The organism is Mangrovibacter sp. MFB070, from assembly GCF_000705335.1.
GTDB lineage: Bacteria > Pseudomonadota > Gammaproteobacteria > Enterobacterales > Enterobacteriaceae > Mangrovibacter > Mangrovibacter plantisponsor.
Genome location: NZ_JJMI01000035.1, coordinates 179,254 through 193,890, shown reverse-complemented (window position 1 = coordinate 193,890; position 14,637 = coordinate 179,254). Strand labels below are relative to the sequence as shown.

At 50.5% G+C, this 14,637-nt stretch carries 13 protein-coding genes and 1 pseudogene; 12 read left to right on the top strand and 2 right to left on the bottom strand.

What is annotated here, in order from left to right; all coding sequences use genetic code 11:
* Nucleotides 1-181 precede the first annotated feature (181 nt).
* A complete protein-coding gene (locus DT73_RS17780) occupies nt 182-664 on the top strand; it encodes an RES family NAD+ phosphorylase (protein ID WP_036112417.1) in 483 nt (160 codons plus the stop codon).
* A gap of 125 nt (nt 665-789) precedes the next feature.
* Here the strand turns inward: DT73_RS17780 and DT73_RS17775 are convergent, their stop codons facing one another.
* Complete coding sequence (locus DT73_RS17775) at nt 790-1,527, bottom strand: metallophosphoesterase (RefSeq protein ID WP_036112412.1); 738 nt, start codon at nt 1,525-1,527, stop codon at nt 790-792.
* Between the two features lie 355 nt (nt 1,528-1,882).
* Between DT73_RS17775 and DT73_RS17770 the strand changes: the two genes are divergently transcribed.
* Together DT73_RS17770 and DT73_RS17765 are read left to right on the top strand one after the other, a co-directional pair.
* Nucleotides 1,883-2,320, top strand: a complete 438-nt coding sequence (locus DT73_RS17770) for an N-acetyltransferase (protein ID WP_036112409.1) — start codon at nt 1,883-1,885, stop codon at nt 2,318-2,320.
* A 69-nt stretch (nt 2,321-2,389) separates the two neighbouring features.
* Entirely contained in the window at nt 2,390-2,767 is a 378-nt protein-coding gene (locus DT73_RS17765; protein ID WP_036112406.1) for an ASCH domain-containing protein, read from the top strand.
* A 168-nt stretch (nt 2,768-2,935) separates the two neighbouring features.
* Here the strand turns inward: DT73_RS17765 and DT73_RS17760 are convergent, their stop codons facing one another.
* The gene (locus DT73_RS17760) at nt 2,936-3,631 is read right to left on the bottom strand and encodes an alpha/beta fold hydrolase (protein ID WP_084172317.1); all 696 of its coding nucleotides are present in this window, start codon (nt 3,629-3,631) and stop codon (nt 2,936-2,938) included.
* Between the two features lie 410 nt (nt 3,632-4,041).
* Here DT73_RS17760 and DT73_RS17755 point away from each other — a divergent pair, with 410 nt between their 5' ends.
* The 9 genes and pseudogenes from DT73_RS17755 to DT73_RS17725 all read left to right on the top strand — a co-directional run bounded on the left by DT73_RS17755 (nt 4,042) and on the right by DT73_RS17725 (nt 14,582).
* Nucleotides 4,042-4,524 carry a glutathione peroxidase gene (locus DT73_RS17755; protein WP_036112405.1) on the top strand — a complete coding sequence of 161 codons (483 nt, stop codon included), beginning with the start codon at nt 4,042-4,044 and terminating at the stop codon, nt 4,522-4,524.
* A 210-nt stretch (nt 4,525-4,734) separates the two neighbouring features.
* Nucleotides 4,735-6,030 (top strand): DUF1254 domain-containing protein, encoded by a 1,296-nt coding sequence (locus DT73_RS17750; protein ID WP_036112401.1) that lies wholly within the window; start codon nt 4,735-4,737, stop codon nt 6,028-6,030.
* A 382-nt stretch (nt 6,031-6,412) separates the two neighbouring features.
* Entirely contained in the window at nt 6,413-8,338 is a 1,926-nt protein-coding gene (locus tag DT73_RS17745; RefSeq protein WP_036112398.1) for a type VI secretion system Vgr family protein, read from the top strand.
* Entirely contained in the window at nt 8,335-8,754 is a 420-nt protein-coding gene (locus DT73_RS17740) for a DcrB-related protein (protein WP_036112394.1), read from the top strand. Before DT73_RS17745 ends, DT73_RS17740 begins: the two co-directional genes overlap by 4 nt.
* Nucleotides 8,755-8,756: 2 nt before the next feature.
* On the top strand, nt 8,757-13,301 hold the full coding sequence (locus tag DT73_RS17735) for an RHS repeat-associated core domain-containing protein (protein WP_051691448.1): 4,545 nt from the start codon (nt 8,757-8,759) through the stop codon (nt 13,299-13,301).
* 8 nt (nt 13,302-13,309) lie between these two features.
* Entirely contained in the window at nt 13,310-13,615 is a 306-nt protein-coding gene (locus DT73_RS17730) for a hypothetical protein (RefSeq protein WP_036112392.1), read from the top strand.
* A gap of 75 nt (nt 13,616-13,690) precedes the next feature.
* Nucleotides 13,691-13,822: pseudogene (locus DT73_RS26950) on the top strand (RHS repeat-associated core domain-containing protein); the annotation flags it as partial.
* Between the two features lie 33 nt (nt 13,823-13,855).
* On the top strand, nt 13,856-14,230 hold the full coding sequence (locus tag DT73_RS25900) for a hypothetical protein (RefSeq protein WP_235234534.1): 375 nt from the start codon (nt 13,856-13,858) through the stop codon (nt 14,228-14,230).
* A gap of 7 nt (nt 14,231-14,237) precedes the next feature.
* Nucleotides 14,238-14,582, top strand: a complete 345-nt coding sequence (locus tag DT73_RS17725; protein ID WP_036112389.1) for a hypothetical protein — start codon at nt 14,238-14,240, stop codon at nt 14,580-14,582.
* Nucleotides 14,583-14,637: the final 55 nt, after the last annotated feature.

Here is a 14,637-nt window from a genome sequence, read left to right as displayed (position 1 = left end):
CCGCTTCCGGCACTCGCCTGGCTTAGGCAAGATCCAGGGGCAGCTATGAGCGAGAAACAGACATTCTCACCTTACGATAGTCTCGTCTATATTAACGATCGCATTCAGGGCTGGCAGGTAAAACAGACGCGTGACTCGCTATTGAGATTGTAAATTTTTTTGAAGATAATTGAGGAGATATATGGGCCGGGCCGATTATTTAACAGATATCAATGGAATTTTTTATCGGGCGATAGATCCTGCTTATCGGAACTTTTCTTTATCGGGGTCCAGAGAGCCGGGCCGTTACTCAGACAGTAATCAACCCACGCTGTACCTCAGTTCATCGCCGGAAGGCGTAGAAGCCGCCATGAAATCCCACAGTGGCAGCAGGAGTGCCAACCTTGAAATAGTCAAAGTAAGGGTTATCACTGAGAAAATTTTTGATTTAAGAAATGCAGAGGCATTACTGGCGGCAGATATTGATCTTAATGATGCCATTGCGCCATGGCAGGAAATTGTGCATGAGGGCGGCATTCCCAAGTCTTGGAAATTGCGTAATCGCCTCGAGTCACTTGGCATAAATGGTTTAATAGACCCTTCCCGAAAAGCACCGGGTCTTTGGCATTTAGTTCTTTTTTCCTGGAATCAGAACAGTACATCTCATGCATATATTCTTGAATGAACAAATGAGATTGACATCCTTGCAAAAGTTAAGTGTAGGTATAGAGGGTATGTAACCCCTATGTCTTCTTCTGGCACAGAGCGGCCAGTCAGCTTCTTCGGCGCGTGTTACTTCAACGCTCGCCATTAAACACAAATATGATGGCAGGCCAGGGCGTTACTGGCGAAGTGGTGGATCATTAACGCGGGTGGGTCATTAGCCGGTGGAACATTTACTGTGCCAAACCAGGCAGGGTTAGCCGGGCAAACGGATCCACAAATGTAGGCAGGTATGCCTGCAAACAGGCCTGAAATAGGTCTGTGGACGTGGCCTGTTGAAATGGCCATTAGCCTGCCCGTGGAGTGTTTAATCAAATCCTCCATCTCTGCCAGACCCCTGCACATTGTTTCGTCTAACGTCGGTATGCCAGATGCAAATACGTGATGGTGCAAAAACAACAATGACGGCGTGTCGCCTGCAGCGTTGAGTTGTTTATCTAACCATTCCAGGTGGCCTGCCACACTGCCGTAATCCTCAGAATCAATTGATGAATCCAGACCAATCAGGCGAATATTCCCTGCATCGTGGATAAAGTGCAGGGCCTCTCCCTGGGGATCGTGCGCCCATCTGTTCTCACCCCAAACCGAACGCATCAAACAGCGGTCATCTGAGTTACCTGGCAAGATCAACGAAGGGTACTTTTGCTGATTGAGGCGTGCAGCTATCTTTTTGTAACCTTCATGCCAGTGCCCATCGGTAAGATCGCCTGTAAGTACCAGTATGTCTGGTTGCAGATGCTTAAGCCAGGTCAGAGCCTGGTCAAACCGAAGCAGGTGATCATTTTCAGGTGCAGCGTGAATATCGGAAACCTGCACTATCAGCATAAAGACCTCATAGGAGTATGGTGTGAAGAAAATAAAGCACAGGGTTATGATTTTCGACCATGAATTCGGTTTCAATATTGGTGTATTTTTTTACCACCTTATTTTCAATAGATTGGCATAGCTTTCCGCTAAGCGTACCAGATTGTTTTATATAAATTTTGTTATGACGTCCACTCTCTGCAAGGAGTGGGCGTTACTTTCTTTGTACCATATTAATTATTGGGGGCCAGGGGCGGAACCTCATGGCGTGTTGACACAAGCAGCAAAGAAACCGGAGAGGCCAGCAAGCTGGTAATTCTGCCCGGTATCTGTATATTTAACCATGTGTTTGTGACTAATAAAAAGGATAAGAGGGATGAGTGGCGCAGTTCAACAAATAAATTTTGAAGTCTGTGAAAATCCGGATACAGAACGACTACGTCCTATTGAAGAAGGGCTCAATCATTTCAATGATTCAATTACAGCGATGAGTGATCGCAAGCCACTATCTGTATTAATAACATCCAGCAAAACGGGCGAAGTGCTCGGAGGAATGCAAGGTCGTTCTTCGTTGGGGTTACTTTTTATAGATCTTTTTTATCTTCCACCCGAGTTGCGGGGAATGGGAATTGGTACAGAAGTCCTCAGCCGCTTCGAGGATGAAGGGCGTAAAAGGGGCTGTATTGCTGCTTTTTTGTATACGATAAGCTTTCAGGCTCCTGATTTTTACAAAAAGCATGGCTGGGAAGAGTTTGGGCGCATTGACTGCAAACCGGAAGGGGCAAGTCGAATCTTTATGAAGAAATCTCTATAACTTCGGCATAATCGTTCTCTTCCCAATTATATGATTTATTACTATCAATAATTAAACCAGGAACTCCTGATGAAAGCACTTTCTATCGTTCACCCTGCAGGAACACAAATTGCCAGTGGATTGAAAACGCTAGAAATTAGGCGATGGCAGCCTGAAGTTCAGGCCGGAGAAAAGATACTACTGGTTGAAAATGAACATTTCCTGACAACGGATGGTCAAGAGGAGGCTGGCAGGGCCGTCGCTGTCATTACTTTGGGAGAAATCAGGGCATTCAGACGAGAGGACATCCCTCAAGCATGTGCATCCTATTACGAAGACGGATGGCTGGCCTGGGAAATAAAGACAGTTAAGAAAATCGATAATCCATTCTCAATCCGCGCTGCACGGAAGCTTTACGAGATTGATGACACAGTACTCCATTCTGTGGAGCTGACAAACATTCGGTAAATCCCGCGCCAGGAATTTTTTCACGAGCCAAAAATCCAGTTTTCTGGCGTTCCCACTGGTGCCACCTGATGCCCGTGGTGAGCCGGGAGCAGAAGTTGCCAGCATAATTTCTTTGAAATTAAATATCGGTTTAAAATCGGGCCGGGACAGTACGAGATAATGCCCCATTCAATGAGATAAACAATGATTAAAAGCCCGACGTACGTTTTCGTATAACGCAGGCGAGAGCATTAAATTATCCCAAATATTGTTATGTCCAGCCTTTGGAATGATCAGCAGTTGTTTTTGGCAACTGCATGATGCCGAGGACAGCAGTTTTTGCGGTATTTCAGAAGGAATGATTGCATCATTTTCGGCAGCAATAACCAGTAAATTCCCGCCAAACTCAGAAACTATGCTCCAGGCATCCGTATGTTCCCAGTTGCGCTGTTTGCGTATGATTGCAGAAAAATCAGGACCAAACTTAACCTTATATGCAGGTATCGAGTAGACACCGGGAACCATGAGGATTAGAGACTGGAACCGAATCATTTTACTCAGTTGAAGTGCATTGTAGGCTCCCATACTTACACCTATACAGCCTGTAAGTTCTGGCCTCAGGGATGCAATGACCGCCTCTGCTTGCATTGTTCGACTAAACAGCGAGGATTCGTTAATGTTCCCGCCTGTCTCACCATGACCTAAAAAATCAAAAGTCGTCGTTCCAAAGCCTAAAGTATCCAGAAGTTCCCGGTATTTATAGAAAACGGTTCGATTTTTACCACCGCCATGAAGCAACAGAACATGCCCATTGGGCCCATATGTGCTTTCTGCGTAAAGCATGGAGCCATGGAACGGAACCTGAAAATAGTGAACGGCAATCATCTGGATATGAATTTTTGGATGAATGATTTATTCGTTGTATCAGACCTGGTTACCCCGTGCAATGTCATGCTCTTCAATCCGCACCAGGAACAGGCAATAGCGTATTAGTGTTAGTGCTAACGCAGGTACACCACAACCTTGCTTTTGCCTGCATGTCTGGCGGGGCGGCTGGGCTATTTCGTCTCAAGGCATTGCGCTTTACTTTCCACAAAACCGGCATATGCCCGTCGCACTGCGGCTGTTTGTCGATACAATTAAAGCAACATTACGCGCACAAGATTAATTCACTTGCCGGTAATGGCTGTGCTGGCTGGTATTACGGATTGCAGAGAAGATAACTTCTTCTATCCTGGGTTACGCGCTGTATGGCAATATTGCCACCCAACGGGTTGTGCTTTGAGGAGCCGGACATGACTAGCTTTTATCAACTTACTGCGACCAGCCTGAGTGGCCAGCCCATCTCTATGGCCGACTATGCCGGCAAACTGGTTCTGGTGGTAAATACCGCCAGCCATTGCGGTTTTACTCCACAATACGCAGGCCTTGAAACGCTTTACAAAAAGTATGCCGCGCTGGGGCTGGTAGTGCTCGGTTTCCCTTGCAACCAGTTCGGTAAGCAGGAACCCGGCGGCGCAGACGAAATTGCTCAGACCTGCCATATCAACTACGGTGTGAGCTTCCCGATGTTCGCAAAAGTAGAGGTCAACGGCGCTGCCACGCACCCGGTGTTTCGTTACCTGAAAGCCGGGTTGCCCGGTGTGCTGGGGGGGCGAATTAAGTGGAACTTCACTAAATTCCTGGTTGGGCGCGACGGCCAGCCACTTCGGCGTTTTGCACCGTTTACCACCCCAGAAAAAATGGAAGCCGCAATTCTTGTCGCACTTGAAATCTAAGTGTTCCCGTTGTTCGGGCCATTTATGTTCAGAAAGCTTCCGCTAACATTGTGTGAAGCTGGCTCCTGCTCTTCACTCAATATTCACATAGCTCCATTAGGCACTCTTAACCTGCAAATATTACTGCAGCTTAAATAATCCTTAATTCCATACAAAAAGTAAGATATTTAGCTACGCTTAATTCGTTCTCTCATATAAGGGGGATTTAGCGTGAAAAAAACTCTGTTGTCTCTGGCCTTGCTTCTGGCAAGTGGCGCTGCGTGTGCGCAACAAATAAGTGATAAATATGCTGAAGATGCCTTTATTTATGCGTATTCGATGGATGAAGCGTACAAGTTCTTTTATGAAACGGCTGTCAAGACCGATACACCTTTGAATCGTTTTCAGAACATCCGCCACATTGCTGATGATACCTACACCGACCACCCAACCATTAACAACGACACCCTGCATTTAATGGGCTGGCTTGATGTGGCGGCGGAACCGGTTATTGTCAGTATTCCGGATATGGATAAAGGGCGTTACTGGATTTTGCACACCATGGATATGGGGCATTACACCACGTCAATGATTGGTTCCCGCCTGCGTGGCACCAAAGGCGGCCACTTTATGTTTGCCGCCCGTTCATGGAAAGGTGAAGTACCCGCCAGTGTGACCGAGGTTATTCGGGTGGATTCTGATTTCCTCAAGCTGATGGGCCGTATCATGGCGACCGGGAAAGAAGATGAAAAAACGGCGCTGAATTACATGGATGACTGGAATATCCGCACGCTCTCGGCTTACCTCGGTGTGCCCGGGCCCAAACCAAAAGAGCGCACATTCCCGGACCCGGCAAAAACCAACTGGTTACAGCGGGTGAACTTTGTGCTGTGTGAAGGCGACATGGGCACGACGGACAAAAAATGGCTGGATAAATATAAGGATATTGGCCTGGCGCCCTGCAAGGAAGACTTCACCCCAGAACAACTGGATGCTGCCAAACGGGGTGAAAAACTGGGGATGGCGTATTTGGCTGAACTGGCGCCAAAAATGAAAAACGCCGGGAAACTACTCGGCACCCGTGAACAGTTACAAAATGGCCAGCGCGACCTGTTTGCCGAAGGAACCTTTCTTGGGCAATGGGGGTTGCCGCCAGATGAATCTGTTTACTTACAGGAAGTGAAAGGTTCTGACGGGCAAAATATTAATGGAGCCAACGGGAAAAAATACCGTATGCACTTTAAGGCACCGGATGTCAGCCAGTTCTGGTCCTTCACGGTGTATGCCACAGATACCAAATTGATGGCGCACAATGCTATTAACCGCCACAGCCGTGGGGACCGCACCCTTAAACCGGGGCCGGACGGCATGTATACCATTGAGCTTAGCGCCAAAGGCGATGCTAAAAACGCTAACTGGTTACCGATCCCTGAAAAAGACGCCTATATCATTATGCGTATGTACGGGCCGAGCAAAGCCATTCAGGAGGGGGAATATAAGTTCCCGGTAGTGGAAGTAGTGAAATAAGCAGGCGGGCAGGGCCTGTAATAACAGGCTCTGCAGCAAACCTCAGCAGTTAAATAAGTGCCCAAAATATGGGTGATAAAGAGAAAGACTCTATAACTGCACAATAATCGCAATATTGGCAATAAAAGGAAAAAACCAGGAAAGCTCAGACCGGCCCTGATGGGGAAAACTGATTTGCCGGGGCATTCAACTCTTAACATTCAAAATCCTTTCAAATACATACACCTGTATTCAGATAATTCCTAGTGTGTCGATTTGTGTTGAATCAGATAATGCCTATCTTTCATCGTTGGGGCCGTGCGGTAGCTCCCCCATAAATCTGCATCATTATTTTCATCAGGGGGCCGGGAATGGCGCCCATCTGGATGCCAGGAACCGATTTATGCTCAATCGCATCACTGTTCAATTACCGGCGGATGGACTTGTCTTTTGGAAACTTTCTGGCCGGGAAGCTATCTCTGAATCTTTCGCTTTAAATCTGCAACTGTTGGGGACGGATGCCCGTCTGGATCGCAGCAAACTGTTGGGCCAGCCCGTTACAGTAACCATTCCGACTCAAACCCTGACTACAGACCGTTATATCAATGGCAAAATTACCCGTGTGGCCGTGAGCGCAGTAGAGCTCTCTGGCACACGTTACGCGGTCTACCAGTTGACGGTGGAGCCAGACCTCTGGCCCATGAAACGCGACCGCAACCTGCGTATTTTCCAGGGGCAAACCGTTCCGCAAATTGTGAAAACCCTGCTGGGTGAGTACAACGTCAATCTTGAAGACAAGCTGATTGGCAGCTACCGGGTCTGGGATTATTGCGTTCAGTACCAGGAAAGCAGCTTTGACTTTATTTGCCGCCTGATGGAGCTGGAAGGGATAGCCTGGCATTTCCGCCACGAAGCAGATAAACACACCCTGATCCTGACCGATTCCGCGACCCAAAACACACCGTTCACGGGCTATGAAATTATCCCTTACCACCAGACGCAGTCAGGCGGGAGTACCGACGAAGAAGGGATTGGGCAGTGGGCTATAGAAGATTGCGTCACCCCGGGGTTGTACAGCCTGGACGACTATGACTTCCGCAAACCCAATGCCTGGCTGTTCCAGAGCCGACAAAACCCGGCTTCACCTGCACCGGGAGCCATCGACGTGTACGATTGGCCCGGGCGCTTTGTCGAACATGGGCATGGTGAGTTTTACGCGCGCATTCGCCAGGAACGCTGGCAAGTTGAACACCAGCAAATCGCCGGAACGGCAACTGCCATTGGTATTGTGCCGGGGAATACCTTCCAACTAACGAACGCGGCTTTTTTTGATGATAACGGCGAATACCTGGTCACGGCGGCAGAGTACACCTTCGAAGAAAACCGCTATGCCAGTGGTGAAGATAACAACACTATTCACCGTATTGATTTCAGTGTTATCCCCTCTACGGTGGTTTTCCGCCCGCTCCAAAAAACACCCTGGCCGCGTACCTTTGGGCCGCAAACCGCCCGGGTTGTTGGCCCCAAAGGAGAGAGCATCTGGACTGATAAATATGGCCGGATAAAAGTGAAATTCCACTGGGATCGCCTGGCGAAAGGGGATGATACCAGTTCCTGTTGGGTTCGCGTTTCCAGTGCCTGGGCAGGCCAGGGGTATGGCGGGGTACAAATTCCCCGCGTCGGCGATGAAGTGGTAGTCGATTTTATTAACGGCGACCCGGACCGGCCGATTATTACCGGGCGTGTTTACAACGAAGCCAGTATGCCCCCCTGGGCATTACCCGCCGCCGCGACCCAAATGGGTTTTCTCAGCCGCTCGAAAGACGGCACTGCCAGCACCGCTAACGCATTGCGTTTCGAAGATAAACCCGGCGAAGAACAGGTCTGGGTTCAGGCGCAGCGCAATATGGATACCCTGGTCAAGAATGACGAAACCCACAGCGTGGGCGGCTCACGAACAGTGAGTGTGACACAGGATTACACCGGCACCGTGGAAGGCGCACATACCCAGGCGACACAGTTAGCTCAGAACGAAGTGGTGGGCGGTGGTTATACCCAGTTGGTTAAGGGCGCAATGGTGATGGCCTCCGATACAGAAATAAGGCTGGTTTCCGGCAATTCTGCGCTGGTGCTGGGGGCGGGAGGGCAGGTCACGCTGCTGTGCTCAGATTTTGCCATCAACGCCTCAGGCGGCGGGCAAATTAATACGCGCGGCATGCTGGATCTTAACCTGACAACGCCGTCAGAAAATACGGCGATAAACCCAACGATTAATGATATCCAGCAAGCGGTTGCTGCTGTGTTTAAAAAGGGAACGGGTAACGCATGAGTCAGCCTGTATTTACGCTTTCTGAAGGGACGCTAACCCTGCCGCAAGCCGGCCAGGATAACAGCATCACCATCCTTAAATTTGACGATGCAGGTGCTTCACTGGTGATTACCCGCGCCTGGGATGTGAAACCCGGCGACGAGGAAAACTACCTAAACCAGCAACTGGCAAAAATTAAGCGCACCATGAAACGTGTTGTGCTGGGGGAGATCCAGCCAACCCAGGTGGCGGGCCTGGATGCCCGGGAAGTTGCTCTCAGCTTCGATAACCAGGCCACGAGAGTAAATGAGCGCATTGCTGTGTTGCGCCACCAGGATCACCTGATGGTGATGACTCTCACCCGAATCACGCCATTTGATGCCAGCGCAGATGCATTCTGGGCCGCGATTAAAGATGGATTTCAACCTGGAGCATAACGGTGACGGATTACCTTGCGGCCCGCATGAATGACCCACTAAGGCACAGCTCCGCTATCGCGGACTTTGTCAGTGGTCTTGTGGAAGGGGCAGTTGTTGTTGGGGCGATGGCTCTCGCAGCAACGGGCATTGGCAGCATTCTTGTCGCCGTTGCCGTTGGCGCGTTGATGGTCAGTGGTAAATTAACCGAGATAGGCAATGCGGCCGGTGACTTCGTTGGCGGCCTTTTCCCCCGTGGGTCGCCTGATGCTTTTATTGCCTCTGGTTCCCATAATGTACAGATCATGAAGCAAAAGGCAGCCCGTGCCGCCGGAACCGTCAACCGGGCCTGGTTAGAGTCTGGCGCCGCCGAGGAAGGCACAGACTGGCTGGGGCTTGGGCTGGGCCTGCTGGCGGGTGTGGCGAACACTGCACGTATCGTAATGAACCCGATGGGTGCCCTGGTAGACACAGTGCGCAAAGAAGGCGTTGATGGCCTGCTTGAGGATGCCAAATCTTTCAGTTACAACGTTTGGGAAAGCCTGGCGCAACCGGTGGTGGAAAGTGCCAGCCCTTATGCGACAGCAATGCCAGAAGACAGAGTGAACTGCACCAAAGGCCACGCCATCACCACCAGTAATTTTATTGCCCAGGGCTCCAAAAAGGTTCTTATCAACAACCAGCCTGCTGCGCGCAATGGTGATAAAAGCACTTGTGAAGCCGTTATCGAACTGGTCGCAAACCCGCGAGTCCGTATTGGCGGGGACACGGTCACCGTGCGTGATATTCACAGCGGTAAAAATATGCTGGCCTATTATGCCGGGGTGATTACTGGCTCGCTTGGCATAGGGCTATTGCGGCAGTTGTTAAAAGAAGGGATTAGCTGCCTGATTCTGCGCCAAATGGGAAGAGACTTTGCCTGCCCGCTGATGGGCGCGATGCTTGAAAATATTGGTGGAACAGTTATGAGTGCGGCGGTGGCGACCGCAGTTGTCGGCAGTGCGCAAACCGCGCACCCGGTCAATATTGCCACCGGTGCAAAAGTGCTGGCCGGGGACGAAGAACGGGATTTTGTCCTCCATGACCGGATCCCGTTGTACTGGCAACGAATTTACCACAGCCGCAATACCGCCACCGGCATGCTGGGCCAGGGCTGGATGCTGCCCTTTGAAACACGGCTGCATCGCCTGGCAAACAATCAATTGATTTATAAGGATATGTCCGGGCGTGAGATGGACATGGGGGAGGTTAACCCTGGCGATGTTATCTTCTTCCAGCAAGATGGCCTGAAGCTGTTTTGCAGCCCGAACGGCGCGATGATCCTGCAAACGGACCAGGGCGAGTTCCAGCTCTATGAGCCGGACCCGACCCGGCCTAATCAGTGGCGTATCCAGTCTGTTTATGATCGCCACGAAAACGTCCATTATTTTGACTGGGATAACCAGGGGCGACTGACCCGGATTTCCAGTGACAACGAAGAGCTGAATGTTGAGCTCGATTATACCGATTTCCCGGACGGTATCCCGGAAGGCCGGCTGGGCGCGGTGTACCAGGTTTATGACGGAACCCGGCATTTGCTGGTGTCCTACCAGTACAACGCCCGTGGGCAATTAACCCATGTCGCCGATGCCGACAGTATTGTGACCCGCCGTTTTGGCTGGGATGATGCCAGCGGTATGCTGGCCTGGCACGCCTATGCGACGGGCCTGACGCTGCACTACCAGTGGCAGGCGAGTACGCTGCCCGAAGCACCCTTCTGGCGAGTCTGTGCCTGGCAGGTGTGCGATGACCAGGGCAACCAACTGGAAAGCTGGCACTTCGACACCGACGAAGCCGCCCGTCACACCCGGCTCTACAATGATAACGGGGTCACCAGCAACCACCACTGGGATACCTTATCCCGAATTACCCGCTATACCGATACCCACGGTGGAGACTGGCGTTTTACCTGGTCTGGCGCCACGGAACAATTGCTGACCCTGACGGAGCCGGAAGGTGGCGTGTGGGAGTTTGCCTGGGATGAACGCGGCAACCAAACGCTGGTGCGAGACCCGCTGGACAGAGCGACGTTAACCACCTGGCACCCCTGGTACAGCTTCCCGGTGAAAGAAGTACTGCCGGACGGTGCAGTCTGGCAATACGAATACAATGTGGCCGGGGATGTCATCAGCGTTACTGACCCGCAGGAAGGTGTAACCCGTTTTGAATGGAACGAACAGGGCGACTTAATCCGGCGCACTGATGCGCTGGAAAACAGCCACCGCTTCTGGTGGAACTGGCGTGGCCAGCGCGTGCGGGAAGAAGACTGCTCGGGTCACCAGAGCCACTGGGTCTATGATGCCGCCGGGCGGCTGGTTCAGACCACCGATGCGCAGGGCAATGCGGAGCAATACACCTGGAGCCCGGCGTCGCGCCTGGCAGTCTGGCGGCGAGCCGATGGCCGTGAAACCCGGTTTGACTACAATCACGCGGGCCTGCTGTGCGGCCAGAGTGTGGATGGCATGCTGGAAAGCCATGTGGTGCTGAATGCCCGCGGCCAGGTGACGGAAGCGGTGAACCCGGCAGGCCAGGTGACACGTTTTGATTTCAGCCCGGAAGGGCGTTTGCTGGCGCTGACCAACGGCAACCGTCAACAGTGGCGTTTTGATTACAGCCCGCAAGGGTTGCTGCGCAGTGAGTCTGACTACGCAGGGCGCAGGACAGAGTACCGTTACAATGCCGCCCAACAGGTAGTGACCCAGACCCGCTATCCGGAAGCGGGCAGTACGCTGGCGCCGCAGGTGCTGAATTTTGAGTACGATGGCGTGGGGCGACTGGTGGCGCGTGAAACGGCGCAACACCGCACGGAATACCGTTACAGCGCCCTGGCGACAGAAATCCGGCGTATGCCTTATGCGGCCTGGCGGCAGTCGGTTGTTACCGGGCGCGAGCCGCAGGAGACAGAGCTGCTGGTTTTCCGGCGCAATTTACTGGGTGACCTGGTGAGTGAGGAAAATGCAGACGGCACGTATCTGCACGACCGGGATGCGCTGGGAAATCTGCGCGCCACCACATACCCGGATGGCCGCCAGTTGCAGTACCTGCGTTACGGCACCGGGCACCTGCTGGAGATGCAGTTGTCGCTGGGCGGGCAGACCCACAGCCTGGCAGGTTACCAGCGTGACAGGCTGCACCGTGAGACGTCGCGCACGGCGGGGCCGTTACAGCTGGAAACGGAATATGATGTGGTGGGCCGGGTTACCCGGCAGCACTGTGCAGACAGTACCCGGTCGCAGCTGGTGTATGAGCGACGTTACCAGTGGGACCGTGCAGACCAGATAATCCGCGAGATGCTGACCGACGGCGCCCCGGCAGGGCCGGGCGAGAAGTACCGCCAGAGCCTGTGGGGTTACGACGCGGCAGGCCGCCTGACGCAGAGCCATCAGCCGGGCAGTGAAGAGCATTTCTGGTACGACGGTGCGGATAACCGGACGGACGCAACACTGCATCCGGTGTGGAATAACCTGCTGAAGCGCCTGGAGGGTGTGGCAAGGGAATACGACGGTTTCGGGCGGATGGTGACGCGGCATGACACGCGTCGTGGCGTGAAACAGCGCTTTACGTATGATGAAGAGCAACGCATCAGTGCGGTGGAGCTGGAAGGTGACCCGGAGTGGCGCCGTGCGGAATACCGCTACGATGCACTGGGGCGACGGACAGAGAAACGGCTGTGGAAACGCCACCAGGACAGGGATAAAGACAAAGACACATTCACGCGAATTCGTTATGCGTGGAGCGGTCTGCAACTGGTGGGTGAACATGACAACACCCGGCCGGGCGCCGCAGTGCAGTATGTGTATGAAGAAGGGAGTTACCAGCCACTGGCCCGTGTGGAAAGCCAGGGGAATGCGGTGGCGGGCCTGTACTGGTACCACGGAGGGCTGAACGGCCTGCCGGAGCAGGTGACGGATGAAGAAGGTCGCCGGGTCTGGCGGGGCGTGTTCAGTGCCTGGGGCCGGACAGAGCAGGAAAGCGGAGGGGCGCACTGGCATGTGGCGCAGAACCTGCGGTTCCAGGGCCAGTACCTGGATCGTGAAACGGGGCTGCACTATAATACATTCCGGTATTACGACCCGGCGGGCGCGTGTTATACACAGAAAGACCCGATAGGGTTGGCGGGTGGGGAAAACCTGTATGCTTATGCTCCTAATCCGATTAGTTGGGTTGATCCTCTAGGCCTAGCTAAATGCCAATTGCCATCTAAAGTCAATCTGACTCGTGATGGAGTACAACACGTTAAAGATCGACATGTGGGTAATAAAATTGGCTGGGATCATAAAAGTAAATGGACGATAGGAAATGCTGAATGGAAATCAACGGTAAGAAATGTATTCCGTAATCCTGACCGAATTACGCGAGATGGGTCTAGGTTTGTTTATGAAAAAACATTACCAAGAACTATCGGACGGACTCCTAAAGGTGAGGTATTGACAAAGGTTAGGGTTGTTGTTGAATCTAATGGTGATTTGGTTACTGCATTCCCACAAAGCGTATTCAGGGATGTGAAAATAACTGATTTAATATTGTGAGGGGAAGTATGTCTTTGGATTTTCAAATAAAATTTGATGATAAGATGTTTCATTTTGAAATTAGCGAACATTTGCATTCTTCAATATTTTCTAATTCAACAAGATGGAGTAGTTTTAAACAACTAAGGAAGATAAAAGACTATTATCGCACCGACTGTTTATTTAAAGGTAGTGATGCTATTTTGTTTATAAATGAATTTATTGAGGTCTGTGAGAATAATTCATTAGAAGGGTTAGAAGAGGTAAAAATAGAAGAAGTAAAGGCGTTGTTAAGTAAAAATAAAATAACCTACATCAGAGTTAGTGGTGACTAATAAAAATGGCTGGAAGCGATACCACGTTCCTTCCGGCTATTTTCCGACTGATAAAACGTTCACCGTGGATGCATTAATATATTCCGGTATTACGACCCGGCGGGCGCGTGTTATACACAGAAAGACCCGATAGGACTGCTTGGAGGCCTGAATTTATATCAATATGGGCCGAATCCATTAATCTGGGTTGATCCGCTTGGGTTAAATAATTTAAATAGTGTTCAACAACAAATCGATGCTGTGCTTAGGGAGCATTTACCAGCAATACAAGCGATTGATCCTAATGCTACGATAGGCTATAGAGGAAGTGTTGCAAGTGGTATTAGTAAAGCGCATGACCCTAATATATCTAGGCCTATAAATATAAATAATTTTGATGTGGATGCCTTTATCCAATCAGATTATTTATCTAATGATTCTATATTTACAAATAGACGTCGTGATGCTGCAAAAATTTCAGGTATGAGTGAGGTCGAGGCTTCTATAGATCGTAAATTGCGTTCTATTTTTCCTGGTTTAAGAGATGAGCCTTTTGGTTTCCGAATTTTTAAAAGCCACGAGTTAAGTGACTTGGCTCGTCGTGGTGATGTTCAGCACAAAATTGGTTGTAAGTAGGTATATTATGAATACTAAAAAAAGATGGTTAAGTTTCGTATTAACTAGTAATGACTCGTTTGATGAATTACTTATTAAGATACAACAGGCATTTAAATGTAAATTATCCAGTGAAGATGATGAAGGCCGCTATATAGCCAAAGCTAGGCTTGGTGGTTTTAGTATTAAAGTTATTGATAGGGTTGATCGGCTCAGCGAATTACTATGTGATGAAAACTATACTCTTGAAATAGAAATAACATCTGATGAATATTTTAATTATGACTTTGAAAAAAATATAAGAAAAATTTTAAATGATAATTCTATACTATGGGAGCGTTTAGTATGGGCTCCAGATAAGTTGCATGACTGAATTAGGATTATTTAATAAGCGAGACTGTAAATCATTCTGTATATACCCGTGATCA

Excerpts from the sequence above, each read along its gene's own strand:
- DT73_RS17780 (WP_036112417.1), top strand. The coding sequence starts at position 182 with ATGGGCCGGGCCGATTATTTAACAGATATCAATGGAATTTTTTATCGG.
- DT73_RS17775 (WP_036112412.1), bottom strand. The coding sequence starts at position 1,527 with ATGCTGATAGTGCAGGTTTCCGATATTCACGCTGCACCTGAAAATGAT.
- DT73_RS17770 (WP_036112409.1), top strand. The coding sequence starts at position 1,883 with ATGAGTGGCGCAGTTCAACAAATAAATTTTGAAGTCTGTGAAAATCCG.
- DT73_RS17765 (WP_036112406.1), top strand. The coding sequence starts at position 2,390 with ATGAAAGCACTTTCTATCGTTCACCCTGCAGGAACACAAATTGCCAGT.
- DT73_RS17760 (WP_084172317.1), bottom strand. The coding sequence starts at position 3,631 with ATGATTGCCGTTCACTATTTTCAGGTTCCGTTCCATGGCTCCATGCTT.
- DT73_RS17755 (WP_036112405.1), top strand. The coding sequence starts at position 4,042 with ATGACTAGCTTTTATCAACTTACTGCGACCAGCCTGAGTGGCCAGCCC.
- DT73_RS17745 (WP_036112398.1), top strand. The coding sequence starts at position 6,413 with ATGCTCAATCGCATCACTGTTCAATTACCGGCGGATGGACTTGTCTTT.
- DT73_RS17740 (WP_036112394.1), top strand. The coding sequence starts at position 8,335 with ATGAGTCAGCCTGTATTTACGCTTTCTGAAGGGACGCTAACCCTGCCG.
- DT73_RS17730 (WP_036112392.1), top strand. The coding sequence starts at position 13,310 with ATGTCTTTGGATTTTCAAATAAAATTTGATGATAAGATGTTTCATTTT.
- DT73_RS17725 (WP_036112389.1), top strand. The coding sequence starts at position 14,238 with ATGAATACTAAAAAAAGATGGTTAAGTTTCGTATTAACTAGTAATGAC.